The following is a 25,953-nucleotide window of genomic DNA, read 5'->3' as shown; positions in this document are numbered from 1 at the left end:
CTCACGCCGGGACGGAAACGCGCGAGTAAGTTAGAATGGCGGCCAGTTTACCAATGATTGCCGACAAAGCTCCACAGCACCAGGCCACAACCTGAACCGGATCAATATCTGATGAACTCCATCTGCATTCTTCGCCTGTCCGCCATCGGCGACGTGACTCACGTAATACCTGTCGTGCTGAGCCTCCAGGAGCAGCTTCCCGGCGTGAAGATCACCTGGGTTATCGGCAAGATCGAAGCCAAGCTGGTTGGCGATCTGCCCGGCGTTGAATTCATTATTTTCGACAAAAAGGCCGGTCGCAAAGGCTACGCTGAGCTTCGCAGACAAATGTCGGGGCGCAAGTTTGACGCGCTGCTTCACATGCAGGTGGCTTTCCGAGCCAACCTCGCCGCTGTCTGCATTCCGGCCAGGGTCAGGATTGGCTATGACAAGGCCCGCAGCAAGGATCTTCACAGCCTGTTTATAAACCACCGGATCAAACCGGCACCGAAGCAGCACGTGCGAGACTGCCTTGCCAGCTTCCTCGAACCTTTGGACCTCAAGGCCGCGCCGCCGCGCTGGCAGATTCCGTTGAACGATTCAGACCATGAGTTTGCGCGCGAGCAACTGGCTAATGACCGCAAGAACCTTGTAATAAGTCCGTGTGCCAGCCACACACTGCGTAACTGGCCCGCTGAGCGTTACGCACAGCTGGCTGATCACGCGATTCAGAAGCACGGTATGAAGGTGATTCTGGTGGGCAGCCCCGCCCCGTCCGAGGCCGAGTACTGCGCCGCCATCGAAGCCGCAATGAAGGAAAAAGCGCACAACATCTGCGGCAAGGACACCCTGAAGCAACTGACAGCGTTAATGACCCATGCCGACCTCGTGGTAGCGCCCGATACTGGGCCGGCTCATATCGCCAGTGCGGTGGGCACCGATGTCCTTGGGCTGTTTGCCGCAAGCAATCCTTACCGCTCCGGGCCCTATAATTCTCTGGACTGGTGTGTGAACCGGTATCCTGAAGCACTGGAGAAGTTTACCGGCAAAACGGTGGAACAGGCCCGGTGGGGGGCGAAAGCAGAGTTCGAGGGGGCGATGGAGCTGATCACGGTTGCAGATGCCACGAATATGCTGGATCGGTGGGTTGAAGTTAACCCGGTGGCCAAAGCTGAAAGCTGGGTCAGATGAAAGCGTTCATCTGACCCAAAATTTCACTTCCGTGCGGTGTAGTCCTGGTAGGACTTCTCTTCCACGAAACGAGACCCCAGGGCCAGGTTGACCTCTTTTTTGATCGCAGCGCGCTTGTCATTGGTGACGTATACAGCGCGTGCCAGCTCAATAAATCTCGCGCCAAAGTCTTGGGCGGCTTCCTGATCCCGAATATCGTCTTCAATCACCCACAGCTCTTCGTTGACCGCTTTCAGCTGCTTGCGGAGATCGGCGATTTCAGCAGCCTTATCCTTTACCGCCTCGTCCCAGGTAGCGCTCAGCTCATCAAGCTCAAGCCGGACATTCTTGACCTTCGTTTCATCCTTGATGCGCTCGGACTTGATTTCGAGAATGGTGATTTTGTCCAGCACCTCGCCAAAAGATACCGGTACCTTGATAACGTCTGCCATTTGCTCGTCCCGCCAGTAAACAGGGTGTGTTAAACAACAAAGCCGCCGGGCTGAAACAGCAAACGGCGGCCTGCAATTATTCTGGAATCAGCCTTTGACGTGCGTCAGCCAACCGCTGTGCTCAGCCAGCTTGCCCTTGACTGCATCAAAGTACATAGCCTGAAGCTTCTCGGTCACCGGGCCACGCTTGCCGGCACCGATCACACGGCCATCCAGTTCGCGGATCGGCAGCACCTCGGCCGCTGTGCCTGTGAAGAAGGCTTCGTCGGCGATGTAGACCTCATCGCGGGTAATCCGGCGCTCCTTGATCGGAATGTTGAGCTCGCGCGCAAAATCCATGATCGTGGCACGGGTAATACCCTCCAGGCAGGAGGTGAGTTCAGGCGTATGCAGCACACCATCACGCATGATGAAAATGTTTTCTCCGGAGCCTTCGGCAACGTACCCTTCGTTGTCCAGCAGCAGGGCTTCCTCGGCACCACCGGAAATGGCCTCGTTCAGGGCCAGCATCGAGTTAATGTAGTTGCCGTTCGCCTTGGCCTTGCACATGGTGATATTGACGTGGTGGCGCGTGTAGGAGGACGTGCGCACCTTGATCCCCATTTCCTTCGCTTCCGGTGACATGTAGGAAGGCCAGCTCCAGGCCGCAACCATTACGTGCACCTTTAGGTTATCAGCCCTGAGCCCCATACCCTCGGAACCGAGAAACGCCATTGGGCGCAGGTAGGCTTCGTCAAGATTGTTTTCCCGTACCGCTGCACGCTGGGCCTCGTTGATCTCGTCCTTGCTGAACGGCATCTTCATGTTCAGGATGTGGGCGGAACGGAAAAGACGATCCGTGTGCTCTTTCAGGCGGAAAATGGCCGGGCCATTCGCGGTGTTGTAGGCCCGCACACCTTCAAAACAGCCCAGGCCGTAATGCAGGGTGTGAGTCAGGACGTGGGTCTTGGCATCCCGCCAGGGAACCATTTCACCATCCATCCAGATAACGCCATCGCGATCAGCCATCGACATTCTTCATTGCTCCTAAAAAAGCGTTTTTCGGGGGAACCGGCATTCTAGCAGGAAAATCTGCCGGAATTGAATTTGCCTCAGGCCTCAATCATCACTTTTTTCCACATGGCGCGGATGTAGTCACGCTCTTGTGAGAAGGCATCACCCTCCACCTGACTATTGAGGTTCTGGAGCGCCCGTCGGTGGATGGTGGAGCGAAGGGCGATGAAGGTTTCCCTGAGTTTTTCGGCATCTTCCACAGCCATCACCCCGGCGCGCCCCAGCTCCTCCATCTGGCGAATGTTATCGGACCACTGGGTCAGCTCCGGGTGCTCAGCGGACCACGCCAGCATCAGGTACTGGACGATAAACTCGATATCAACGATGCCGCCGGTATCATGCTTGATATGAAACACCTCGTCCTGCCGGCTTTCCGGCGTGGCCAGACTGGCCCGCATCTTCTCCCGCATTTCGACCACCTCGTTCCGGAGTTTTTCACGGTCACGGGGCTGACAAAGGATCTCGTGGCGTATGGATTCAAAAGCTTCAAGGGTCTCCGTGCATCCGGCGACGCCCCTGGCACGGGCAAGCGCCTGATGCTCCCAGGTCCAGGCGTCCTCGCGCTGATATTTTTCGAAGGCCTGCAAAGTACTGACCAGCAGCCCGGAGTTACCGGACGGCCTCAAGCGCATATCGACCTCATAAAGCTGCCCCGAGGGCGTCTGGGTGTTGAGGATGTGGACGATCCTTTGGCCAAGCCGCGTGTAAAAAACCGCATTGTCGATGGGCTTTTCACCGTCGGTGGCCAGCTCCGGATCAGCTTTGTGCACAAACACCAGGTCAAGATCGGAGGTATAGCCCAGTTCGATCCCGCCCAGCTTGCCATAGCCAATGATGGCAAAATCGGTTTCACAGGCGGAGCCATCTTCCCGGCGCGGATAGCCGTGGCGGCTGACCAAGTTGGCGAAGGCTACGTCCACCACATGATCCAGAACAACCTCGGCGATCCAGGTGAGGTAGTCACTGACCTTCATCAACGGCAATGTGCCTTTCAGTTCGGACGCCGCAACCCGCAGGATATGGGCTTTCTTGAAATGCCGCAGTGACTCCATCTGCTCTTCCAGATCCTCAAACGGAATCCGAAGCATCTGCTGGCGCAAATCATCCTGCAATTCTGCTTTCGCGGGTGGGCTGTACAGGCTCTCGGCGTTCAACAACTCATCCAGCAGGAGCGGTGTTTCCGCCAGCTGCCTGGCAATCCAGGGGCTCTCACTGCACAACCGCACCAGTTGGGTACAGGCGCCCGGATTTTCCAGCAGCAACACCATGTAGGCCGTGCGACGCAGTATGGCTTCCACGAGCTGCAACACCCTGGACAGGGTCTCGGACGGGTTATCCACCTGGGTGAGCGCCTCAAGCAGCATGGGCATGAACTGATTGAGTCGCCGGCGCCCCTGGGTCTGTAGATTCTGAACAGTCCTGTTTTCACGAAGTTCAGCCAGCTCCGCCAACGTAGCACCGGGGTCTTCATAGCCCCGCGATTTGAGCCAGTCGGCTGCGGCCGCCTCTTCCATTTCGGAAAGCCAGAGCTCGAACCACCCCTCTTCGAGGGCCCCCTGCCCCTCATCTTCGTCATCTTCCGTGGTGATAATGTTGGAAAAATGCGTGGCGACCCGCTCCCGGTGTTCTCTGAGGCACTGTTCGCAGGCCTGCCAGTTCTCGAAATCCATAATTGTGGCGACCCGTGTCCGGGACAGCTCATCTTCCGGCAGCAACTGGGTTTGCTTGTCTTCCATACCCTGGAGCGCATGCTCCAGGTTTCTCAGAAACACATAGGCGTCGCGAAGCTCACCAACCACCGGCGACGGCAACAGCTCGAGCTCTTCCAGCTCTTTCAGGATGACCAGCAGCTCCCGCTGCTGAAGCTCCCTGTCCCGGCCACCGCGAATGAGCTGGAATGCCTGAACCACAAACTCGATCTCTCGGATACCGCCGCTACCCAGCTTGATATTGTTTTCGAGCCCCTTTCTGCGCACCTCCCGGCCAATCATGGCCTTCATGCTGCGCAGGGACTCGAACGCGCTGAAATCGATGTACTTGCGGTAAACGAAGGGGCGCAGCGTCTCCATGAGCACCTGACCCGCCCTTTGATCGCCCGCCACCACCCGGGCCTTGACCATGGCGTACCGCTCCCAATCCCGCCCCTGGTCCTGATAGTAGGTTTCCAGAGCAGCAAAACTCAGCGCCAGCGCGCCACTCTGACCATAAGGCCGGAGACGCATGTCCACCCGGAACACAAAACCGTCTGCCGTAATCTGGTCCAGAGCCTGAATCAGCCGCTGGCCAAGGCGAACGAAGAACTGCTGATTATCCAGTGAGCGCCGCCCGCCAACGGTTTCCCCCTTGCTCGGAAAGGCAAAGATAAGATCAATGTCCGAGGAGACGTTCAGCTCCCGACCACCCAGCTTACCCATACCCAGCACCACCATTTTCTGGTCGGTTTCCTGTCCGGTTACCGGGTCGGCCCCTCGAGGCGTACCGTATTGCTCGCAGGCGTCCTGGTATAGCCAGCTGAGCGCTCCATCAATACAGATATCGGCAAATACACTCGTCGCCGCCATGGTCTCAGCCAGGTCCGCCCATCGCATCAGATCCCGCCATATAATCCGGAACTGGGTCTCCATGCGGAATTGTCTGAGGGCCGAATGCAGGCCAGGCTCACCGTCAACTTCAGAGAGGTACTCCTGCCATCGACTTTCCAGATAGTCCGGAGTGGTTGGCTCAGTCAGCGAACGAGAGGCCATCAATGCCTCTACCTGATCGGCATGGCGTTCCAGGGTCTGACGGAGGAACAGGCTGCGGGAGATCGCAGTAGCCACCACGGTGTCATCCATACCCTCCGGTGAGGTCAACCAGGCCGGAACTCCTTCCGGGAACACTGATTCCCAGCACCCGGCGACATCATCCGCCAGCGGTTTCGGAAGGCTGTGCCATGGCTCGGACATAATGCAAACCCCTGTCTCTCTGTTATATTTCGGGTACTGTATAACGAACTTACCCGCAACTGAACAGGCCGCAGACACGGATGCAACGAAACCGCCGCCCACTGAATCCGGAGCACCAGGAAACTCACTTGCCCATGGGCGGGATGATTCGGAGACGGATGAAGCGCCTCTTTGCGATTCTGGGCGGGCTGCTATTGGTGCAGGTCCTGATCATCTGGGCGGTCGAGGACCTGGAACTATTCGAGGCCGCCTGGCTGACCATGACCACGCTGGTGACCGTTGGCTACGGCGACTATGCGCCCCAGACCATGATCGGGCGTTTCAGCACCATTGTGCTGATGTTTATCACTTCAATTACCTTGCTGACACTGATCGTCAGCGACTATATCGAATACCGGTTCTACCGCCGGGAACGCATTTTGTCAGGAAGGTGGACCTATAAAATGAATGACCACATCATCATTATTAACACCCCCCAACATGGCGGCGACCAGTACTTCATGAGGTTCGCCTCCCAGATTCGTGCTATTCCGGGCTACCAAACCATTCCCATCATGATCCTGACTCGCCAGTTCCCGATGGGACTGCCCACCGAACTTTCGGACATCGGAGTTGTGCACTACCACGGTGCAGGCTTTGATCCGGAAGCACTGAAAGCCGTTCACGCCGGCAGTGCGCGTCATATCATCGTGCTTGCAGCCGATGAAGCCGATGCCTCTTCCGACAGCCTCACCTTCGATATTGCGCATCGGCTTACCGAGCTGAATCTCGGGAACCACACAATCGTGGAGTGCGTCAACGACGAAAACAGGGGCCGCTTCAAGGCGCTCGGCGTGCGCACAACCATCCGTCCGGTCCGGACTTACCCCGAAATAATGGTGCGCTCGGTTGTAGCGCCCGGCTCAGAGAAAGTGCTGGAAGACCTGTTCAACTACGAACATGACCATCCCCATCGCTATGACCTGACGCTGGACGATCTCAACTGGGCCGACATAGTGAGCGCCCTGGTCAGGCATGGCATCGGGACGGCGCTCGCCTACATTGACAACGACAATGAAGTCATCTGCCACCCGCCGACCAACGAGGAAATTGAAGGCAAGGGATTGATCGTGCTGGTCAAATCCGCCGAAACGCCAGAGGTCTCTGTGGTGGAGGAAGCGCTGGAGCGATACCGGGTATTCCTGAAGCAGTGGCGCGCTCATGCCGCTGCCCGGGAAACCGGCGAAGCGGAGGAGCCGGCAAAGAACAACTCAACCCGTTAAAGGCCGCCTGACTTTGCGACCCAATCGTTAGTGCTCGGCAGTGGCCAGCCGCAATTGGAGAACGCCGAGCTCCGTCGAGTCCGCGGCGAGCTGACGGACAGAGCACCCCTCTGCCAACTGTCCAATCACATACTCCCAGATCGCATCGCACCCCGCGCTACCGACTGCTTTCGCTACAGGCGAAAAGTCATACTGGTCTACAGGAAACGGCCTATCCAGCAGCCAGCAGGCTCCCAACGCCTTTAGAAAGGCTGTAACTGTTAGAGGATCATTGCCACTGGGCAGCTCAGGGCGATATAGACCAGCAAGAAAATAGCCCTGCTCGGCCTTGCTCACGAGGTTCAGGAAAACGGGCACCTCCCGCGCCAGCTCAAGTGCCCACGCCACCAGCCTTGAGCCGTCCCCTTTTTTTAACTCAAACTCCACTTCGTGCAGCGGCCAGCTCGCTTCATTGCCGGCAACAGTGCCGGAATCCACGGCTACTTCAATCAAAGTCTCGCCATCTTCCAGCCACAGTTCCTGGCGCTGAAAATTGGTCTCGAATGCCACCTGAAGAATGCTCAGGTCCAGCTCGGACTTCAGCGGGGTCTCTTTCAATAATGACAAATCCAGCCCCGGACCGGAAACCGGCCACTCCCATTCTTCACGACGGTGAGCGCCATCAACGAACTCGCCACGGGTTTTCAGGGTCTGGATGTAATCATTGCCGGCTTTGCGGACCCTGAGGGCAGCTCTGGCCTGATTCAGGTCGGCATTGGGCGTATCAAAATAGCGATTGACCAGGGATTTGGTCTTGCCGGGCTGCACTTCGGGGCGAGCTGATAACCATTCCACTGCTCGCGACTGTGCCTCGTCCGAAACACTGAGCTTGATTTCCAGTTCGGTAGCCATTTCAACGGACCTGTTTTTCGGGATTCATAAACGCAAAAACCGGCGACCCAGGGGTCGCCGGTTTTCATACTACAGGATTAGCCGATTGGCTGATCAGAAGTAGTAAACAGCACCGAGAGCTGCGATGGACTGCTCGTCGCCAGACGCGCCTTCCAGGCTGTACTCGTTAGCTGCGTCGGCACCAGACAGGTAGCCTTCGAAGTAAACATACATGTGGTCAGACACGTTGTGCAGAGCCTGCAGGATAACGGTGTCTTTCTTGTCGCCAGAGGCATCGTCGTCCAGCATCTGATAAGACAGAGCGAACTGGTTAGCGCCCATGGTGTAAACACCCATCACGCCAACGATGTCGTTCACATCTTTACGAGTCTGGTATTCACCGATAACGCTGAAGTCGCCAGCGCTGTAGGTTGCAGTCAGACCGTAGCTGTTTTCGTTGTTGTCGGCTGCAGCGCCGCCGTCGTTAGAGTCCATACCAAAAGACACTTCAAGAGCGTCTACAGCGTAAGTCGCAACCAACTGGTAAGGATAGGACTTGTCTGCACCACCCTTGGTGTCGTTGTCGCCGTTAACCTGAACAGCGGCAGCAACAGTCAGACCGCCGAAAGACGGGGACATGTACTGGACCAGATCGCCTTCACCAGTGGAGTAGTTACCAAAGATGTCGGAGCCAACTTCGTGGAAGTTACCGATCTTAACGATGGCGCTCTCGTATACGGAGTCGTCAGAACCAACCCAAACCTGACCAAAGCTGTCGCCCTTAACACCGATGTACGCTTCGTCCAGGGCGTCGATGCCGTTGCTGCTTGATTTATCATCGGCGTTGATGCCTTCGAGCTCAAGCTTGAAGAAACCGGTGATGCCCGGTGCAATTTCATGGTCGTGCTTCACGCCCAGGGTAGAGCCGTTATCAGCGTGCTCAACAGTAGAGCCGGCGCCATCAACGTTTGTGTGGGTCAGAACGTACTGGATGTTACCGTATACAGACGGCATGGAATCCATCTTGGCGGCCAGTTCGGAAGCTGACATTTCAGACTGTGCGAAAACACTGCCAGAGAAGGTGGCGGCTGCAATAGCAGATGCGATGAGCGTTTTTTTCATGTTGCGTCTTCCTTTTTGAGTTAACTCAGGTTTTAGCGACGGGTTCTTATCCCGATTTTGTAAGGCTTCACCAGTCAGGCTGGATGAGGCCGATTCTGCATTACCCCCATGTCAGTTTGATGACAGAGAAGTAACTTTTCTTCTTTTTCGAATAAATCCGGAGAATTCCAGATCTATACAGCTCAAACACTTACAGAACTTTCTTAAAGCTCTGAATGATGAAACTGTTTTAATACAATAATTCTCATTTTGCAAATTAACTGCGGTGCATTTTTAGCTCTTTTGGCAGCAGAAAAGCAAGTATTTATGCTAATTCACACTCATGAGCTGCGTTACAGTTGCGTTTCAAATCCGAGGCCAGATTCACATTAACGCTTTATAAACAAAACGTTAGAATATCCGCGCCCAAACCTGAAAAGGACTCGCACTCTAATTCTGCACCATAAAAGGCCCGCATGACGGCCTTCGCACAATACTAGTGCAAGTACTTACGCACGCTTTTTTCTGCTCTCAAGCAGGAACGTGACAGGGCCGTCATTGATCAGACCAACCTTCATGTCCGCGCCAAACTTGCCCTCACTCACCTTGTCCGGCCCTAACTGTGATCGCGCATCCGTCAGAAACGATTGGTACAGCTTGATGGCAAGATCCGGTTCAGCAGCGAGAGAAAAGCCCGGCCTGGTCCCGGATGACGTATCTGCCGCCAAAGTAAACTGTGGAACAACAAGGAGGGAACCACCGATATCCGACAGGCTGCGATTCATCCGGCCTGCGTCATCGGGAAACACACGGTAAGTGAGGATTTTTCGGCAGAGTTCCCTTGCCTCGCGCTCTCCATCTTCCTTTTCAACGCCCAGCAACAACAGAACGCCAGGGCCAATCGAGGCTATCTGCTCACCGTCCACGGCAACACTGGCTTGCGACACTCGCTGGATCAATCCTTTCATCAACTGCCTTGGGGACGATTGAACAGGCAAACATTAAGATCGAGCAAGAGTGTATCCATGGCGGTTACGGGCCGCAACCCTGAAAACGGGATTCAACCGGCACTTTTATCAGTTTTCGCCACAACCGACTCAACACCCCGAATCAGAGCATCGACAATGGCGGGCTCGGAAGCGGAGTGACCCGCATCCCGAATAATCTGGAACTCTGCCTCGGGCCAGGCTTCACTGAGCGCCAGGGCATTATCCAACGGGCAGACCATATCGTACCGTCCGTGAATAATAATCCCCGGGATGTCCACCAGGCGGCCTGCATCGCGGATGATCTGGTCCGGCTCGAGAAAAGCGGAATTCATGAAATAGTGGCATTCAATGCGGGCCAGGGCGATGGCCACGTGGGGATGGCCAAAGTGCTCAACCACCCTGGGGTTCGGGTGCAGCGTCGCACACCTGCCCTCCCAGACCGACCAGGCCTTCGCCGCCTGGATCTGCTCCAGCTCGTTGGAACTGGTGAGCTTGCGATAGTAGGCCGAAACCATGTTAGCCCGTTCGGCTTCCGGAATCTGCGCCTCGAAGTCAGACCAGTAATCCGGAAACACCCGGCTCGCCCCCTCCTGATAAAACCAGTGAATATCCCGCGGCCGACAGAGAAAAATCCCACGAAGAACCAGTCCCGACACCCTTTCCGGATGGGCCTGGGCGTATACCAGGCTGAGAGTCGATCCCCAACTGCCACCAAACAGAAGCCACTTGTCGATACCGAGAAACGAACGCACCACTTCCATGTCTTCAACCAGCTTGTCCGTGCTGTTGCCTTCGAGCTCTGCCAGGGGGCTGGACCGCCCGGCACCGCGCTGATCCATCAGAATGATCCGGAATCTCTCGGCGTCGAAAAAGCGCCGATGGTAGTCTTCACAGCCGCCACCGGGGCCGCCGTGGACCACCAGAACAGGTATCCCGTCCGGGTTCCCGCTTTCCTCAACGTAGAGTTCATGGGGAGGATCAACGGCTATGCGATGCTGGGCATTGGGCTTGATTTCCGGGTAGAGGGTGAGCATGAAACGCTCCGCGTGAAGGATTTAACCGGAGTTTAGCTTAACACCACAAAAAAAGGGCCAGATGAAACATTCATCCAGCCCTTGTTACCCATGCTCGATAAGAGCCGGGGGATTACTTCTTGTTGGCGCGCTTGCGCTCGTTTTCGGTCAGAAGCTTCTTGCGCAGCCGGATGGACTTCGGGGTTACCTCAACCAGCTCGTCGTCATCGATAAACTCAAGCGCCTGCTCGAGGGTAAATTTGATCGGCGGCACGAGCCCGATCACTTCATCCTTGCCAGAGGCACGCATGTTATCCAGCTTTTTGCCCTTGGTGGGGTTAACCACCAGGTCGTTGTCACGGCTGTGGATGCCACACAACTGTCCCTCATAGATTTCCTGCCCCGGATCGAGGAAGAGCTTGCCCCGGCTCTGCAGGGTTTCCAGCGAGTAGGTCAGTGCGGTACCTGTGGCCATAGACACGATGACACCGTTCTGGCGGCTGGTGACATCGCCCACCTTGATCGGGCCGTAATGGCTGAAGGTAGAGGTCAGGATGCCAGTACCCGAGGTCATGGTCAGGAAAGTGTTCCGGAAACCGATGAGGCCTCGGGCGGGAATGGTGTACTCAAGGCGCATACGCCCCTTTCCATCCGGCACCATATTGGTCAGATCGCCCCGGCGCAGGCCCATCTGCTCCATGATCGGCCCCTGGTGCTGCTCCTCAATATCAACGATAACGCTCTCGTACGGCTCCTGCTTGACACCGTCAACCTCGCGGATCACAACTTCAGGCCGCCCTACGGCCAGCTCGAAATTCTCGCGGCGCATGTTTTCGATCAGCACTGACAGGTGCAGCTCCCCACGACCGGACACCTTGAACTTGTCAGCCGAATCGCCTTCTTCAACGCGCAGCGCAACGTTGTGCAGCAACTCCTTTTCCAGACGTTCCTTGATGTTCCGGCTGGTAACGTATTTGCCTTCCTTTCCGGCGAAGGGCGAATCGTTCACCTGGAACGTCATGGATACCGTCGGCTGATCCACGGTCAGCGGCGGAAGCGCTTCAACGTTGGCCTGGTCACAGAGGGTGTCGGAGATGAACAGCTCGTCCATGCCGCTGACACAGACAATATCGCCAGCCTGGGCTTCGTCGACTTCAACACGCTGAAGACCGGAGTGGCCCATAATCTTCAGAATACGACCGTTACGCTTCTTGCCGTTGGCGCCGATGGCGGTCACCGGCGAATTGGTCTTCACCTTGCCGCGCATGATGCGGCCAATGCCGATGACACCCAGAAAGCTGTTGTAGTCCAACTGGGAGATCTGCATCTGGAACGGGCCGTCCGGATCAACATTCGGAGCTGGTACGTGATCAACGATCGCCTGGAACACGGCATCCATGTTGTCATCCAGATTCTCGTGATCCATTCCGGCAATGCCGTTCAACGCACTGGCAAACACAATCGGGAAGTCCAGCTGCTCATCGGTGGCACCGAGGTTGTCGAACAGGTCGAACACCTGATCCACCACCCAATCAGGGCGCGCACCCGGGCGGTCAATCTTGTTTACCACCACAATCGGGCGAAGCCCTGCGGCAAATGCTTTCTGGGTAACGAAACGGGTCTGAGGCATGGGGCCGTCGATGGAGTCGACCACCAGCAGCACACAGTCCACCATGCTCATGACACGCTCAACCTCACCACCAAAATCAGCGTGGCCCGGGGTGTCGACAATGTTAATGTCGTAGCCATTCCATTTCAGGGCGGTGTTTTTCGCCAGAATGGTAATGCCCCGTTCCTTTTCCTGATCGTTGGAATCCATGACCCGCTCGCTATCGAGCTCCTTCCGATCCAGGGTGCCGGATTGGCGCAAGAGCTGGTCTACAAGGGTAGTCTTACCATGGTCAACGTGGGCGATGATGGCGATATTACGAAGTTTTTCAATCACAAAAATATTCCTGCGGCATGCACTCAATGACCTGAGAAGGTCGATCGCAGGGGGAATCCCAGCACATGCCGTCTCAAATCCGTAAAATGAACTCATTCACCGGAGCTGGCTGCCCGGCACCCTGCATGGTGCTTTCCGATCCATGATCAGGAAATGACAGGGTAAAAAATGAAGCGGCGCGCAGTATAGCGAAAAGTCGGTGTCGTTAATATGAAGAAAAACGCCTATTCTATATTCGGAACGGATGCACCTGATCAGGGCAAAAACCCGATAAACGCACCAACAAGGTGCACCATTTGAGTGCAGGTTTTCGCCATAGGGCGAGCATTTTCCTCCCAATATGCCCCAAACCCTTGCAGTTGCGCTGTTCTGGAGCATGCCCTAAAAATTGGCAAGCGCCTTGCTTTATCGAAATCAGCCGAAATTTACAGGTAAGACGCAACAGCATTTGCTAAGCTGCGCGAACCTGAGAAACAGATCGGAACCCGTTAGCCCGGGCGATCCGGCGCCACGAACATGAATACAGCCGCCTGTGCGGTATAACTTACGGAGCATGCACAATGTCCAAGACAGTTGATTTGATCAAAGAACACGAAGTCAAATGGGTTGACCTGCGCTTCACTGACAGCCGCGGTAAAGAGCAGCACGTAACACTGCCTGCCACCGAAGTAGATGAAGACTTTTTCGCAGACGGCAAAATGTTTGACGGCTCCTCCATCGCGGGCTGGAAAGGCATCAACGAATCCGACATGATCCTGATGCCGGACGACGAGACCTCTGTACTCGATCCGTTCACCGAAGAAACCACCGTGAACATCACCTGCAACATCGTAGAGCCTTCTACCATGCAGGGTTACGAGCGTGATCCGCGCTCTGTTGCCCGTCGTGCAGAAGAATACCTCAAGTCCACCGGCATCGCCGACGGCGCCCTGTTCGGCCCGGAGCCGGAATTCTTCGTGTTTGACTCCGTAAAGTGGAACGTAGACATGCAGGGCGCGATGTACCACATCCACTCTGAAGAAGCTGCCTGGGTTTCCGGCGAAGATTTCGACCGCAACAACATCGGTCACCGCCCTGGCGTAAAAGGCGGCTACTTCCCGGTTCCCCCGGTTGATAGCCTGCACGACCTGCGTGGCGCCATGTGTGCCGCCATGGAATCCATGGGCCTGGACATCGAAGTACATCACCACGAAGTCGGCACCGCCGGCCAGTGTGAAATCGGTGTTGGCGCCAACACGCTGACCAAGAAGGCCGACGAAGTTCAGATCCTCAAGTACTGCGTGCACAACGTTGCCCATGCCTATGGCAAGACTGCCACCTTCATGCCCAAGCCGGTTGTCGGTGACAACGGTTCCGGCATGCATGTTCACATGTCCCTGAGCAAAGACGGCAAGAACCTGTTCGCCGGTGACAGCTACGCTGGCCTGAGCGAAGCCGCTCTGTACTACATTGGTGGTGTTATCAAGCACGCCAAGGCCATCAACGCCTTCACCAACAGCTCCACCAACTCATACAAGCGTCTGGTTCCGGGCTTCGAAGCGCCGGTTATGCTGGCCTACTCTGCCCGTAACCGCTCAGCGTCTATCCGGATCCCGTACGTGAACAGCCCGAAGGCGCGTCGTATCGAAGTTCGCTTCCCAGACCCGTCTGCCAACCCGTACCTGGCCTTCGCAGCACTGATGATGGCCGGCCTGGACGGCATCCAGAACAAGATCCACCCTGGCGATGCCATGGACAAGGATCTGTACGACCTGCCGAAGGAAGAGGCCCTGAGCATCCCGACGGTTGCCGAGACTCTGTCCGAAGCTCTGGACTGCCTGGAAGCAGACCACGAGTTCCTGACTCGCGGCGGCGTATTCACCGAAGACATGATCGCAGGCTACGTTGGCCTGAAGCGTGGTGAAGTCGAGAAGCTGAACATGACGACCCACCCGATCGAGTTCGATCTGTACTACTCCTGCTAATAACCTCTTCCCAGAGGTTCAGCAGACAAGCCCCGCCCCGTGCGGGGCTTTTTTGTGAGCGAAAGCACAGTGCCTGCAGCCCTTAACGATATGTAACCAACATCCTGGCGACAGGCGTTGAAAACACCCCGGGCCCCGCCGATAATCGGGGAAACCCAATAACAGGTGAGCTTATGAATCCAAAGTCTGGATTGTGTGCCGGCCTTCTGTTTTTTCTGGTAACTCCGGTCTTTGCCGAGGTTTACCGCAATGTCGATTCCTACGGCAACGTGACCTACTCTGACGAGCCCAGCGAAGGCTCTGAAACGGTAGAGGTCAAGCCGGTCACCACAATCACCCTGCCCAAGCCAGAGGTGGTCCAGGAAACCGACAAACTCAGAGAAGAAGTTCAGCGAGAAGGCGCTGCCTACGAAAGCGTTTCTTTCGCCTATCCGGATAACAACCAGGCGTTCCACAGTGGCAGCGGCGATGTTCAGTTTGAGGTTCGCAGCACCCCTGGCCTGCAACCTGGGCACAAATACGAGGTGACCCTCGACGGCCAGCCTGTGGGTCAGAGCTCCTCCGGCTCGATTACCGTCAAAAACGTGTTCCGTGGAACCCATGAAGCTCGCGCACATATCGTGGATGAAAACGGGGTTCAGGTGAAAACCGGCTCTCCGATCACATTTACTGTTCACCGCCCTTCCGCTTTGAACTGACCCTGCCAATCCGGCTGCGCGCACTATCATGGTGCGCGCGCACCAGAAAAAAGCCATACTCTGATCAGCAACGGGGCGAATATACCGGGCTGTTCAGAGGCATGTTCCCGATTTGCACCAGCTTACGGCACTTTTCAGCGCCAATAGGCCCCTCTGCCCGCACTTTGCCCACTCATTTGTGAACCTGGCTCAAAGTGGTTCGCTTTTTGCAAAACTCCGGAAGTCACTTTATGTCGAACCAACGGGATTCACGCATGGCACTGCCCTCGGCCCATCCAACGGGATACAAGAGCATTCTCGACAGCCTCACCACGGCTGTTCTCGTGCTCGAGGATAGCCTGGCTATCCAGTACCTCAACCCGGCCGCAGAAAGCCTGTTCGAAACCAGCATGACCCGCAGCCAGGGCCAACCTTTCCAGGATATTCTGGTCGAATCCGAAGACGCCCTGAAAACCCTTTTCGCCGCCGTTCGGAACGGGCAATCCTACACTCGCAGAGAGGCTGAGTTTCTGCTTACGAGCGGTTCACGACTTACGGTGGATTATTCCGTAACGCCTATCAGCCTGGAGCCGACGGAACTGCTGATCGAAATCCAGCCCAGGGACAGGCTGATGCGGATCAGCCGTGAGGAAGACATCATCTCCCAGCAGGAGACCACCCGTATCCTGGTGCGGGGCATGGCCCACGAGATCAAGAATCCGCTGGGCGGCATCCGGGGCGCAGCCCAGCTGCTTGACCGGGAACTCAGCAGTGAAGACCAGCGGGAATACACGCGGGTCATCATTGACGAGGCGGACCGCCTCAGAAGCCTTGTTGACCGGATGCTGGGCCCCAACAAGGCACTGAAGCTGGCGCCGACCAACATCCATGAAATCCTGGAAAGAGTGGGCACCCTGCTCGAGGCGGAAAGCAAAGGGCGACTGAATTTCGAACGGGATTACGACCCCAGCATTCCCGAGTTCAAGGGCGACAAGGAACAACTCATTCAGGCGTTCCTGAATATTGCCCGGAACGCCATGGAGGCGGCTTTTGAAAACCAGGGCGGTCACAGCTCTGAAGAGCCTCCGACCATTACCTTCCGCACCCGCACCCTGCGTCAGTTCACCATTGGCAACCGCCGCCACAAACTGGTGTGTCGGGTCGACGTGATCGACAACGGACCCGGAATTCCGCCGGAGCTGGTGCAGAACATTTTCTATCCGATGATCAGTGGCCGTGCCAGTGGCACCGGTCTGGGGCTCTCCATCACCCAGAGCATCATCGGTCAACACCGCGGACTGGTTGAATGCGAAAGCGAACCAGGCCGAACCGACTTCATCATCTTCCTGCCTCTGGAGGACACCCCATGAGCCAACCGGCGAACGTCTGGATCATAGACGACGACCGCAGTATTCGCTGGGTGCTGGAGCGCGCCCTTAACCAGGCCGGTATGCAGCCCCGAGTTTTTGACAGTGGTGAAAGCATCATGATGCGGCTGGAGCACGAACAGCCGGATGCCATCGTCAGCGATATCCGCATGCCCGGCGTTGACGGCATCACCCTGCTTTCCCAGATTGTGGACGTTCACCCGGACGTGCCCGTGATCATAATGACCGCCCACTCGGACCTCGAGAGTGCGGTAACCAGCTACCAGACCGGCGCGTTTGAATACCTTCCCAAGCCCTTCGATGTGGATGACGCCGTGGCGCTGGTCAAACGCGCTGTGGCCCATAGCCACGAGAAGCGGGCCAGTGGTGAGCCTCAGGCCGAGATGGCCCAGCGAAACGCCGAAATTATTGGTGAAGCACCGGCCATGCAGGAAGTTTTCCGCGCCATTGGCAGGCTGTCCCACTCCAATATTACCGTGCTGATCAACGGCGAGAGCGGCACAGGCAAGGAGCTGGTGGCTCAGGCACTGCATAACCACAGCCCCAGGGCCAACCACCCGTTCATTGCCCTGAACATGGCCGCCATCCCCAAAGATCTGATTGAATCCGAACTGTTTGGCCACGAAAAAGGTGCCTTTACCGGTGCCGGCGCCGCCCGCCAGGGTCGTTTTGAACAGGCGAACGGCGGCACCCTTTTCCTCGATGAAATCGGCGACATGCCCGCGGACACCCAGACCCGACTATTGCGGGTTCTGGCCGATGGCGAGTTCTACCGCGTAGGTGGCACCACCCCGATAAAGGTGGATGTGCGCATCATCGCGGCAACGCACCAGGATCTGGAGAAGCTGGTCCAGGCGGGCACCTTCCGTGAAGACCTCTTCCACCGCCTGAACGTTATTCGCGTGCACCTGCCTAAGCTGGCCGAGCGTCGGGAAGACATCCCCCGCCTGATGCAGCACTTTCTGAAACGGGCCGCAAAAGAGCTGGCCGTTGAGCCGAAGATCCTGCGCGAAGAAGCGGAAGAATACCTGACCACCCTGCCCTGGCCGGGCAACGTCCGCCAGCTGGAGAACACCTGCCGCTGGCTGACCGTCATGGCCAGCGGTCGCGAGATCCACATTGATGACCTGCCCCCGGAATTGCTGCACCAGGCAGAAACACCGACCACCGGGACAACCTGGCAGGAAGGCCTTAAAAACTGGGCCGAACAGGAACTCAAGCGGGGCAAGAAGGGCATTCTCGATACGGCCGTGCCCGAGTTCGAGAAAATCATGATCGAGACTGCCCTGAAACACACCGGCGGCAGACGCCGTGATGCGTCAATACTGCTGGGCTGGGGACGGAATACTTTGACCCGGAAGATCAACGAACTGGGGATGGATCATCCGGAACACGAAGACGACTGACGATTGGCGAACCGCCGGGGTTCGTTGATGTTTTGGGGCAGGACTCAGGTCCTGCCCTTTTTTTATCGTTCCTGCCAGTAGATCACTCTGTCGTGGCCCCGATAGACGCCGAAGGTTGCCAGCCCAACCGGATCTTCGAGAGTGCCATCATCATTCCAATCAAACTCCAACCAGGCATCGACATTCCAGACCAACGAATCGGTTCCACGGGTTCCGTTCGGCACGAGTTCCAGCGGCGGAGCCTCGCCCATTGAGAAGGTGTCACTCGGAGGCGCACCGGCACTGAGCGAATGATGGTTTGCCGAATTGGTCAAATCAGCCGTATTCCAGGTTGTGCAGCTATCATTCATGTGGGTCATGAAACGGGATCCGTCCCAGTATTCAAGTCTGAACGGCATTGGGAGTGATCCAATGTTTTCAGGACCGTAGACATTGTCCAGGGAGAACCGGCCATAACGGATATCGAACGCGGCCACCGGCGTGAACGGGTAGGGAGCAGCGGCGGCCGCGACACCATCGGAGTCAACCAGGCTGGTCACAGAAAATTCAAGCTGGGGAGCGAATGGCGCAATCTGGGCATCGGTAGTTTTGTTATACGCGAAGCTGTCAGACGCAGAGAAATCATAACGCATCAACCCCGAGCCCAAAGATGACACCGGAGCTGTGAGGCTGCCGCCAAACTCGGTTGGAGAGAGCGCCATAAAAGCGCCAACCCTGTCGACGGCTGCAGAGTCGGAGCTTGGATACAAGCGGTTGATATCAGATGCCACAAGCTTCTGAAAGCCAGTGAATGTGTAGTTCAGGGTGCGAGTTCCCTGCACAGATAGCGGCTCAATGGTCAACGACGGCGTGACCAGCCAGTCAAAGGCTTCTCCGGTGTAAGCAAGAGGAGAGCCGGTCGAGCACTGCGCTTCAAACTCGCCGGGGTCGACGGATACCTGAAAACGATCAGGATAAAAGCGTCCGATCGGCAGACTACTCCCACTGGGGACATCTCGCCCCAGATAGCTTCCTGGCAGGGGAGAAGCCTCAAAACGGAAAACACCGACCTCCGAGACCTCAGCTCCCACAATTTCTTCCGCCGATGAAGACCTTGTATGGGAATAGCTGACCGGCGAAACGGAGCCGGATGCTCCGCCAGCTGGTTGAACCAGCGTAGTGGACAACGGAATATCGAGTAATCGGAAGTTCGGCGTGATCGGATTACCCTGGCACAGGTCACCATCACCATTCTGCTCCCAGCCTACAGCGGTAATCGAGAGATCAAACGACTGTCCGGCTTTCCTGAATGCAGGACAGGTCGAGTCTCCGGCCGGACAATCACCCGCCGATGTCACACAGAAGCCAGCTGGAACACTGACAAAACTGTCAGCTCCCGGCATTTGCAAACCGTCATCGTTGGTTGCTGCTGAACCGAGATAGAGGGCGTCGAGATTTATCAGGCCTGCATCGGGGTAGAGAATATCCACCTCTGCAATACCGCCAGCACCGAACTGAAGGCTGATCGGCGTGGCGTTCGACTGGCCGGAGCCAACCGCCGTATTGTCAACGAACACCGGGCGGCTCTCGGGGCGACCGGTCGGTCCCGGATCAACATAGGTCGACCAGAAATTCACCTCCCGCTGCACATTTTCAAAAGCCGGAACGCAGGCGCCAGTCTGGTTATCCCGGCGCACGGCGCTTATCTGGATTGAGGTCGCTGGTTGGTGAGAAATCAGGTCTGGTATATCGAAGGCCAGCCCCGCATCGAGGAAAGGGAGATCGCAAGCGGCGGCGGAAACGCTGCCGACTCCATTATCACAGAGCGTCTGGGTAAAGGCCTTCGTTGAAGGACTTGAGGATGCAATGGCCAGCCTCGCCGTTCCCGCCGTCGTGATCTGCAGTTGGCGGCTAGCCTGGCCGCCACTGAATGCAAAACTGTCACCACCAACCCATCCCGAAGGGCTCAATGTCACGTCCACCGGGTCCGTGAAAAGCACACTGCAATCGGCATTTTCACAGGCCCTGACCGTTACTGTTTCCGGCTGACAGGTCAGTGCTGTGCCATCATGCACAAACTCGAAGTGATCAACCAACTTCCCGACTGGATTCAGCTTTTCTGCGCAAAGCTGTAAATTGTCGAGCTCGTGGATGTTGGTCGAACCACCCGTTGAGCCAGTCAACGAGAGATAGAAATTCTGAGGAGTCGCCGGTTGATTCGGAAAACTGCTCAGGTCCAGTTGAACAAGTTGTTGGAAGTTGTTGCCTGCTCCGGACACATCCCTCTCGACGGAGACGATCGGACCGATCCCCCCTCTTGAGTCCACAATAATTCGGTACCGGTGGGGCGTCGGATTGTTTCCAGGCTGGTCGATCCCCGGGTTCAGTGAGCCGGTTCCCCCGAGGTATTGGTAGTTGCTCTGGGCGGCACCACGGATGGCGACGGCGTCCCGAACAAATCCGGTACCGCCAACGCGCCCTTCAGTAGCGTTGGAAAAGTTGCCGAATTCGTCCAGACCAATCCCGAGCCAACCGCCCGCGAAACCGGGATCGCCGTTGTTGCGCTGTGCGTATCCAAGGGAGCCCCCGAAACTGCCAGGCTGAGGGGTAACCGAGGCATCCGAAAGCACAACTGTCAGACCATCAGCACCATTGCCACCGTATGCAAAATAGTCGAACTCAAGTCTCACATAGTTGTCCGCTCCCGGAATCAGGTTCTGGAACGTTGCCGCTGTCGCCTGGTTCCCTGAGGCCTCTGTCATACGGAGGCGGCCGTTTACAATACCTGGTGTAAAGCTGCCGCTTGAAACATTGGTGATCCAGTCATCCGGTGACAGGGTGGCCGTACCAAAGGTGTCGCCTGCGCAAGTCAGTGGAGAGGAGTTGCCGTCAATCACAACATCATCGATGTGCCAGAAATCGAAGTTACCACTATTGCCCGATTCCTGAACGAACCGCATCTGGAAATCACCGTGAAATGCATCGGGCGGCAGTGTGAAGACGACGTCGCCGGATTCACCGTTGGTCCCGTTACCGGGGTATCGATCAATCAGATCCCAGTTGCCTGCGTCATCAAGGTACTCGACTCGAAGGTCTTCCCCGCCATCAGGGTCTTCACTGAACGCATCATCGCCTCGCCTCCACCAGTAGGCAACGGTGCCCGATGTCAGCCCTGAAAGATCAAGAGGCGCAAGTGTGACCCCGGCGAAGCCGCTTGAGGTATAAAGAGAACGCGTGGGGCTCTTGCTGGTTTGCGAACTGATACCGGCATCGCCGCCGGACGCTGTCACAACAGACCAATCCGGCCCAAGCGAATTGCGTTCGAAATCGTCGCAGAAAAGCGCCGTCAATGTGCTGCAGAACCCGCCGGTTTCCTCATTACCAATTACGAAGAAGGCCGCGGGATCAGAGAGGTTGTTGTAGTGGGTTCTCAGCCAGCCACCAGAGCGGGCAAGGGAAGAGATTCGGACTTCATCAACGTCACCATTCAAGATGGTTTCACCATTGCCCTGCACGATGCCATAGCCTGATCTGAAGGGTTGTGAGGTTAAGTTGAGCGTTCTACCTGCACAGTCATTATCGGATGCAACCTGTTGCCCGTTAATGTAAGCGCGGGTAGTGGTGCCGTCGAAACTGATGGCGTAGTGGGCCCACCCGGAACTGGCACTGCCGCCATCGAACCATGCCTCCGTGTTGCCGCAGGTTACCCCCCAGGTGATGCCGTTGTTCTGCCTGACGGCAATTCGAAAAAAGTAGTTGGCTCCCCAGCCAATAACATTGCCTTTCCAGAGAATCGGGTGATGATCGCTTCCTGACTGGTTGCCGGATACCCTTGCCCAGGCTTCGGCAGTGAAGCTCGTTGACAGCCCCGGGTCACCGAAATCGAAAAATCGCACCGCCGGATCTTCAGATTGTCCGTTAGCGAACTGCCCCGGATGCGCTCTTGCACCGGCGACAATGCCATTGTTGAGATACGTCGGGTAATTGTTGTTCTGCCCTACAAGGTCGCCATTGTTCAGGTTGGCGGTCGAATCTTCCAACGTGGTTTGCCGGTCCCCTGACTCTTCCAGGTGGTGAACCATCTGAAAGTCGTTGTCCCAGGTGCCTGCCGGACTCTCCTGGTTTCCCGCCGATGGGTTGCCGTAATAAAGGTAGAGACTGGAATTGGCGGATGCTGGCAGGGTTGGAATCCGGATCCACGCCACCAGCTCACCGGTATTTCCATCATAGCGCTCCAGCTCATGGTCAAGCTGGGTTCCATCCTCAAGGGCGAAAACAATGTCATCGCCGTCTGCTTGTGCGGAGCTGGCCAGATCTGAGTCTATTGCCCTGAACATAACAGTGAAATCTGACTGATCACCCACCACCTGGCTGGCCTGGATCTGGATCGCCTTGCGGTAATTCCAGTCAGGATCAAACCATGCGGCCTCAGAAAACCCGGCCCAGGCCATTAAAACCAGTACAGATAGCAAACCGGATATCGGGCGGTTGGTTTTGGTCCACTTCATCTGACACGCACCTCGATTGTCCGGACAGCCCGATCAGGTCCGCTGCCACACTGCCCCGTACTGGCGATCGAAAAAACCGTGTTACCACCGGGGCCACTGATGTTTTCTGTAACGGATTCACAGGTCAGCGCAGCGCTGCAACCGCTGAGCGCTGATGCGGAGAAGGACAAAGGCGTTGTCAAAGCGCTGCAATTACCCGCCTCAAGCACATCCCTCACGGCCACCTGCGCGCCACTCTCAGCTGCATAGAACGCCCTCTGGGACTGAATCTGCAGGCTGACAGAGTCACCGCTGGCCTGCTGCAGTTGAGCCATGCCAGTCACCAGGAGAGCCAGGACGGTGATAATGAATAACGCAACGGGCAGACCTGCGCCGCCCTGATTAACCAGATTACGAGGTTCAGGGTACATTGCGAATCTGAACCTCCTGGCTGATATCGGTAGTCTCACCGGAATCCGGATCCGCCAGCACAAAGCCGAACGAAACCACCGCGCCTCGCTGCAGGCTTGGAGGTGTTACCTGGAAATTCAGCGAGTTGTTGGCCAGTGTCGCGGCCATGACTTCCCGATCCGGATAGCTCGACGGCAGGCCCGATGCGGGTGAGGCGTTGATGCCGTAGTTCCGGTACCGATATAGATACACCCCTACCTGACACACAGAAACCGGCTCGCCCACAATATAAAATCGGCGCTCCGGCGACTGCGCCGAAAAACGGTGTGTTGCCCCTGAATCGAAGGTAACGGTCACTGGCGAAGCACCGGAGGGCATCGTCGCCGGTGGCGAGATCGGACCGGGACTGCCCGGGCTGTAAACGTCTGAGCCATAGCCATACACCACCACTCGTCCAGAGGCGGATGCGCCGCCTGGCAGTGGCACAGCCTGAAATGAATCCGGATTTGCACCCCGGGGAAGATCGAGATAGTTGGAGGCGGCCAGGATTGGCATCCACTCAAGGCAGTTGCCACTTGCATTGGTTCTGATTGATGTTGGCAGTGCCTCCCGAACCTCGCGACTTATCTGCTCGCTGATCACCACACCCGCCAGGGAACGCTGTTGCCGGGAGCTGACATCCAGTGCACCCTGCGTGGACAGACTGACAAAGCGGACCGAAATCGTGGCGACGATGGCCAACAAGACGATCACAATGACAAGTTCAACGAGGGTAAAACCGCGATACCGATGCATCAGAAGTTGGCCCGGTATGCGGTGAATGAAAAGGTCTGGTTGCCGGGGGCGGTAATATCGAGATCAATCCGTTTGGCTTCTTCCGCGGGCAAGCCAACTTCCGTTCCGGCGCAGGTAACAGCGATCGAAATGGCGAAGCCGGAATAGCCAGTCAACGCGGATCCGGTGGCTGTCGACGGTGCCCCGCTGAGACCGTCATAGTCATCGACATCGTCAAACGTCGTTCGTCCTTCACCGTCTGGGCCAATTGAACAGGGCCCCGAAAACTTGGGGAACCCGCCCTGGGGCGTTTGATCATCGTATTTCTGGGTAAGAATCTCATCCATGTAGAGCTGAGCAAGCTTTACAGCGCGGGTCTGATTCAACGGGTCCGCACTTCGACCTGCGATCAGCGAAAACGCACCGACAACGCCGGCAATGGCCACACTGATAATCACGATCGTAATCACCAGCTCCACCAGGGTTGCGCCAGTTTGACTAGACCTCATGACTGGCAACTCCCGGCATATACTGCACCCAGAGAGCTGAGGCAGGTCTGGAAGGTACTGTCACCTGAAAAGGTAAATTGCAGGTTGGTGCCGGCTGAAGGCGCCCCTTTGTTGTCGAAGGTCAGAGTCAATGGCAACCCGCCCGGAGCTGAGAGGCTGGTGCCCTCCCGGGCTATTTCGAAGGTACGCGCATTGCCGGAACCAGCCCCCACAATGAATCGAAAAGTATCCCCACCCTGCTCGATGGTCAGGGTGTTGGCGGGATTCCCCGCCAACGCTGCCTGCTGGGCAAGCAGCGTGGCGGAGGCAAGTTGCTGGGTGGCCAGCAGGGGTGAGAAGGCCGAGCGGCTGGCAAACAGGCCAATGCCCAGAGCGGAGAGGACTCCGATCAGGATGAGGACCGTTACCAGCTCAACTAGAGTAAAGCCCGAATTGGATGGGCGCCTAGACAAAGGCACCTTCACTGCCGACTCCTACCCAATCAGCCAATCTCCCAGATAGTGACGAGCCCGCTTAGGGCGTCGCCAGTGTTTCGCAATCATCTTCCACGGAAGTAACCGTTCCATTTGTCTCGGAATACTGAAAGTCGCAATCGGTATACAACGTACCCTCAGGGTTTGTGAGGGAAATCAAGCCAGATGTCGCTAAATTGAACTCATCGCTAAGCTGGGCCGCAGCTCCAATCCCTGCGGCACTTGCAGCTGGGTACCCATTAGTTGCATCCATCGTAATGTCGACGCCATCCAGTGTTACTTGAGTTGAACTAGCGTCACCATCGGCGACCCAGCGGGCGTGCGCAATGGACGCCGCAGAGCGCACACTCCCAGCAGCACCGTTAATGGTTGCGGTCTTGGCCTCGGTTCCAAAATCCGCAAACCGCGGCAGAGCAAACGCCGCTAAAATGCCTAAGATGACAATTACCATAACCAGTTCAATCAGGGTGAAACCCTTCTGATTTCTCGCAGGAATCATATTCTTCATTGTCGTTACCTCTTACGTTTGTCGTGAAGTTCTAAGTGAAACTGCCGTGTTCGTCTTAATTAATATTGGTGACCACAGAGCCATCTGCGGTGTCATAGGTAATGGTGCTGCCCTGACCATCCAATTGGTATTCGTATTCGCAAGCAGTGCCAACCACAGCCGCCCAATAGTCGGCGTCCGCATTGGCGGCGGTAGCGGTTGAGATCGTCGGGGCGTTAGCCTGCAGCAATCCCTGCCACACCTGTATACAACGGTTTTCATTCGGGGCACCGGTATTTCCGTTGGTCGAGGTCGCCCAACCTTCGTCGTTGACCGCCACGTCGTCATCGCCAAAACCATCAACTGTTGCCGCGGCTGCGGTTTGGCCATTCGACACCCACTGAGCTTTAACGAGTGCAACTCCCGCACTCAGCGCTCCGGCGGTTCCCTTAATACTTGACTGATGCGCCTGCTCCGAAAGCTGAGCAAATCGTGGCAATGCAAACGCTGCCAAAATCCCCAAGATGGCAATCACTACCACCAGCTCAATCAAAGTAAAACCTTTCTGTTTTCGCTTCCTGTCGTACTGCATCATTCGTCGACCTCTTTCAGATTGTGT

At 56.6% G+C, this 25,953-nt stretch carries 21 protein-coding genes; 6 read left to right on the top strand and 15 right to left on the bottom strand.

All coding sequences use genetic code 11. From position 1 onward, the window contains the following. Positions 1–111 precede the first annotated feature (111 nt). Positions 112–1,170 carry a glycosyltransferase family 9 protein gene (locus HP15_RS02195; RefSeq protein WP_014575997.1) on the top strand — a complete coding sequence of 353 codons (1,059 nt, stop codon included), beginning with the start codon at positions 112–114 and terminating at the stop codon, positions 1,168–1,170. 23 nt (positions 1,171–1,193) lie between these two features. Here HP15_RS02195 and HP15_RS02190 read toward each other — a convergent pair whose 3' ends face one another. The 3 genes from HP15_RS02190 to glnE form a co-directional block, all read right to left on the bottom strand. Continuing rightward, positions 1,194–1,601, bottom strand: a complete 408-nt coding sequence (locus HP15_RS02190) for a DUF6165 family protein (RefSeq protein ID WP_008170872.1) — start codon at positions 1,599–1,601, stop codon at positions 1,194–1,196. Between the two features lie 87 nt (positions 1,602–1,688). After that, entirely contained in the window at positions 1,689–2,615 is a 927-nt protein-coding gene (locus HP15_RS02185) for a branched-chain amino acid transaminase (protein WP_008170880.1), read from the bottom strand. A 77-nt stretch (positions 2,616–2,692) separates the two neighbouring features. Continuing rightward, entirely contained in the window at positions 2,693–5,599 is a 2,907-nt protein-coding gene (gene glnE / locus HP15_RS02180; protein WP_014575996.1) for a bifunctional [glutamate--ammonia ligase]-adenylyl-L-tyrosine phosphorylase/[glutamate--ammonia-ligase] adenylyltransferase, read from the bottom strand. 80 nt (positions 5,600–5,679) lie between these two features. Here glnE and HP15_RS02175 point away from each other — a divergent pair, with 80 nt between their 5' ends. Further along, positions 5,680–6,861, top strand: coding sequence for a potassium channel family protein (locus HP15_RS02175; protein WP_014575995.1), 1,182 nt, complete (start codon positions 5,680–5,682; stop codon positions 6,859–6,861). A gap of 27 nt (positions 6,862–6,888) precedes the next feature. On the opposite strand, the gene HP15_RS02170 is transcribed toward HP15_RS02175, so the two are convergent. The 5 genes from HP15_RS02170 to typA all read right to left on the bottom strand — a co-directional run bounded on the left by HP15_RS02170 (position 6,889) and on the right by typA (position 12,779). Next, positions 6,889–7,752: a CYTH domain-containing protein gene (locus HP15_RS02170; protein ID WP_014575994.1), complete on the bottom strand. Its 864-nt coding sequence runs from the start codon at positions 7,750–7,752 to the stop codon at positions 6,889–6,891. A gap of 93 nt (positions 7,753–7,845) precedes the next feature. After that, the gene (locus HP15_RS02165; RefSeq protein WP_014575993.1) at positions 7,846–8,853 is read right to left on the bottom strand and encodes a porin; all 1,008 of its coding nucleotides are present in this window, start codon (positions 8,851–8,853) and stop codon (positions 7,846–7,848) included. Between the two features lie 488 nt (positions 8,854–9,341). Continuing rightward, entirely contained in the window at positions 9,342–9,800 is a 459-nt protein-coding gene (gene dtd, locus HP15_RS02160; protein WP_014575992.1) for a D-aminoacyl-tRNA deacylase, read from the bottom strand. Positions 9,801–9,892: 92 nt separating this feature from the next. Beyond that, the gene (gene pip, locus HP15_RS02155) at positions 9,893–10,855 is read right to left on the bottom strand and encodes a prolyl aminopeptidase (protein WP_014575991.1); all 963 of its coding nucleotides are present in this window, start codon (positions 10,853–10,855) and stop codon (positions 9,893–9,895) included. A 112-nt stretch (positions 10,856–10,967) separates the two neighbouring features. Beyond that, entirely contained in the window at positions 10,968–12,779 is a 1,812-nt protein-coding gene (gene typA / locus HP15_RS02150; RefSeq protein ID WP_014575990.1) for a translational GTPase TypA, read from the bottom strand. 560 nt (positions 12,780–13,339) lie between these two features. On the opposite strand from typA, the gene glnA reads away from it, so the two are divergent. The 4 genes from glnA to ntrC all read left to right on the top strand — a co-directional run bounded on the left by glnA (position 13,340) and on the right by ntrC (position 18,214). Beyond that, on the top strand, positions 13,340–14,743 hold the full coding sequence (glnA, locus tag HP15_RS02145; protein ID WP_014575989.1) for a glutamate--ammonia ligase: 1,404 nt from the start codon (positions 13,340–13,342) through the stop codon (positions 14,741–14,743). A gap of 173 nt (positions 14,744–14,916) precedes the next feature. Next, a complete protein-coding gene (locus tag HP15_RS02140; protein ID WP_014575988.1) occupies positions 14,917–15,441 on the top strand; it encodes a DUF4124 domain-containing protein in 525 nt (174 codons plus the stop codon). Between the two features lie 254 nt (positions 15,442–15,695). After that, positions 15,696–16,790, top strand: coding sequence for a nitrogen regulation protein NR(II) (gene glnL, locus HP15_RS02135; protein WP_014575987.1), 1,095 nt, complete (start codon positions 15,696–15,698; stop codon positions 16,788–16,790). Next, on the top strand, positions 16,787–18,214 hold the full coding sequence (gene ntrC, locus HP15_RS02130; RefSeq protein WP_014575986.1) for a nitrogen regulation protein NR(I): 1,428 nt from the start codon (positions 16,787–16,789) through the stop codon (positions 18,212–18,214). Before glnL ends, ntrC begins: the two co-directional genes overlap by 4 nt. Positions 18,215–18,276: 62 nt before the next feature. Here ntrC and HP15_RS21625 read toward each other — a convergent pair whose 3' ends face one another. The 7 genes from HP15_RS21625 to HP15_RS22795 are packed head-to-tail and all read right to left on the bottom strand — an operon-like array spanning position 18,277 to position 25,929. After that, entirely contained in the window at positions 18,277–22,701 is a 4,425-nt protein-coding gene (locus HP15_RS21625) for a DUF2341 domain-containing protein (protein WP_014575985.1), read from the bottom strand. Continuing rightward, on the bottom strand, positions 22,698–23,111 hold the full coding sequence (locus HP15_RS02120) for a hypothetical protein (RefSeq protein ID WP_014575984.1): 414 nt from the start codon (positions 23,109–23,111) through the stop codon (positions 22,698–22,700). The genes HP15_RS21625 and HP15_RS02120 overlap by 4 nt, the downstream gene beginning before the upstream one ends. Then, complete coding sequence (locus HP15_RS02115; protein ID WP_014575983.1) at positions 23,101–23,886, bottom strand: PulJ/GspJ family protein; 786 nt, start codon at positions 23,884–23,886, stop codon at positions 23,101–23,103. Before HP15_RS02115 ends, HP15_RS02120 begins: the two co-directional genes overlap by 11 nt. Then, on the bottom strand, positions 23,886–24,374 hold the full coding sequence (locus HP15_RS02110; RefSeq protein ID WP_041644934.1) for a type IV pilus modification PilV family protein: 489 nt from the start codon (positions 24,372–24,374) through the stop codon (positions 23,886–23,888). The genes HP15_RS02115 and HP15_RS02110 overlap by 1 nt, the downstream gene beginning before the upstream one ends. Continuing rightward, complete coding sequence (locus HP15_RS02105; RefSeq protein ID WP_014575981.1) at positions 24,371–24,838, bottom strand: type II secretion system protein; 468 nt, start codon at positions 24,836–24,838, stop codon at positions 24,371–24,373. The genes HP15_RS02110 and HP15_RS02105 overlap by 4 nt, the downstream gene beginning before the upstream one ends. 49 nt (positions 24,839–24,887) lie before the next feature. Beyond that, positions 24,888–25,355: a type II secretion system protein gene (locus HP15_RS22975; RefSeq protein ID WP_049784450.1), complete on the bottom strand. Its 468-nt coding sequence runs from the start codon at positions 25,353–25,355 to the stop codon at positions 24,888–24,890. Between the two features lie 55 nt (positions 25,356–25,410). Next, a complete protein-coding gene (locus tag HP15_RS22795) occupies positions 25,411–25,929 on the bottom strand; it encodes a type II secretion system protein (RefSeq protein ID WP_014575980.1) in 519 nt (172 codons plus the stop codon). Between the last annotated feature and the right edge of the window lie 24 nt (positions 25,930–25,953).

This window comes from Marinobacter adhaerens HP15 (assembly GCF_000166295.1).
Classification (GTDB): Bacteria; Pseudomonadota; Gammaproteobacteria; order Pseudomonadales; family Oleiphilaceae; genus Marinobacter; species Marinobacter adhaerens.
The sequence above is the reverse complement of the archived record's forward strand: the minus strand, read 5'-3'. Positions and strand labels throughout refer to the sequence as shown.

Excerpts from the sequence above, each read along its gene's own strand:
- HP15_RS02195 (WP_014575997.1), top strand. The coding sequence starts at position 112 with ATGAACTCCATCTGCATTCTTCGCCTGTCCGCCATCGGCGACGTGACT.
- HP15_RS02190 (WP_008170872.1), bottom strand. The coding sequence starts at position 1,601 with ATGGCAGACGTTATCAAGGTACCGGTATCTTTTGGCGAGGTGCTGGAC.
- HP15_RS02185 (WP_008170880.1), bottom strand. The coding sequence starts at position 2,615 with ATGTCGATGGCTGATCGCGATGGCGTTATCTGGATGGATGGTGAAATG.
- glnE (WP_014575996.1), bottom strand. The coding sequence starts at position 5,599 with ATGTCCGAGCCATGGCACAGCCTTCCGAAACCGCTGGCGGATGATGTC.
- HP15_RS02175 (WP_014575995.1), top strand. The coding sequence starts at position 5,680 with ATGCAACGAAACCGCCGCCCACTGAATCCGGAGCACCAGGAAACTCAC.
- HP15_RS02170 (WP_014575994.1), bottom strand. The coding sequence starts at position 7,752 with ATGGCTACCGAACTGGAAATCAAGCTCAGTGTTTCGGACGAGGCACAG.
- HP15_RS02165 (WP_014575993.1), bottom strand. The coding sequence starts at position 8,853 with ATGAAAAAAACGCTCATCGCATCTGCTATTGCAGCCGCCACCTTCTCT.
- dtd (WP_014575992.1), bottom strand. The coding sequence starts at position 9,800 with ATGAAAGGATTGATCCAGCGAGTGTCGCAAGCCAGTGTTGCCGTGGAC.
- pip (WP_014575991.1), bottom strand. The coding sequence starts at position 10,855 with ATGCTCACCCTCTACCCGGAAATCAAGCCCAATGCCCAGCATCGCATA.
- glnA (WP_014575989.1), top strand. The coding sequence starts at position 13,340 with ATGTCCAAGACAGTTGATTTGATCAAAGAACACGAAGTCAAATGGGTT.
- HP15_RS02140 (WP_014575988.1), top strand. The coding sequence starts at position 14,917 with ATGAATCCAAAGTCTGGATTGTGTGCCGGCCTTCTGTTTTTTCTGGTA.
- glnL (WP_014575987.1), top strand. The coding sequence starts at position 15,696 with ATGGCACTGCCCTCGGCCCATCCAACGGGATACAAGAGCATTCTCGAC.
- ntrC (WP_014575986.1), top strand. The coding sequence starts at position 16,787 with ATGAGCCAACCGGCGAACGTCTGGATCATAGACGACGACCGCAGTATT.
- HP15_RS21625 (WP_014575985.1), bottom strand. The coding sequence starts at position 22,701 with ATGAAGTGGACCAAAACCAACCGCCCGATATCCGGTTTGCTATCTGTA.
- HP15_RS02120 (WP_014575984.1), bottom strand. The coding sequence starts at position 23,111 with ATGTACCCTGAACCTCGTAATCTGGTTAATCAGGGCGGCGCAGGTCTG.
- HP15_RS02115 (WP_014575983.1), bottom strand. The coding sequence starts at position 23,886 with ATGCATCGGTATCGCGGTTTTACCCTCGTTGAACTTGTCATTGTGATC.
- HP15_RS02110 (WP_041644934.1), bottom strand. The coding sequence starts at position 24,374 with ATGAGGTCTAGTCAAACTGGCGCAACCCTGGTGGAGCTGGTGATTACG.
- HP15_RS22975 (WP_049784450.1), bottom strand. The coding sequence starts at position 25,355 with ATGAAGAATATGATTCCTGCGAGAAATCAGAAGGGTTTCACCCTGATT.
- HP15_RS22795 (WP_014575980.1), bottom strand. The coding sequence starts at position 25,929 with ATGATGCAGTACGACAGGAAGCGAAAACAGAAAGGTTTTACTTTGATT.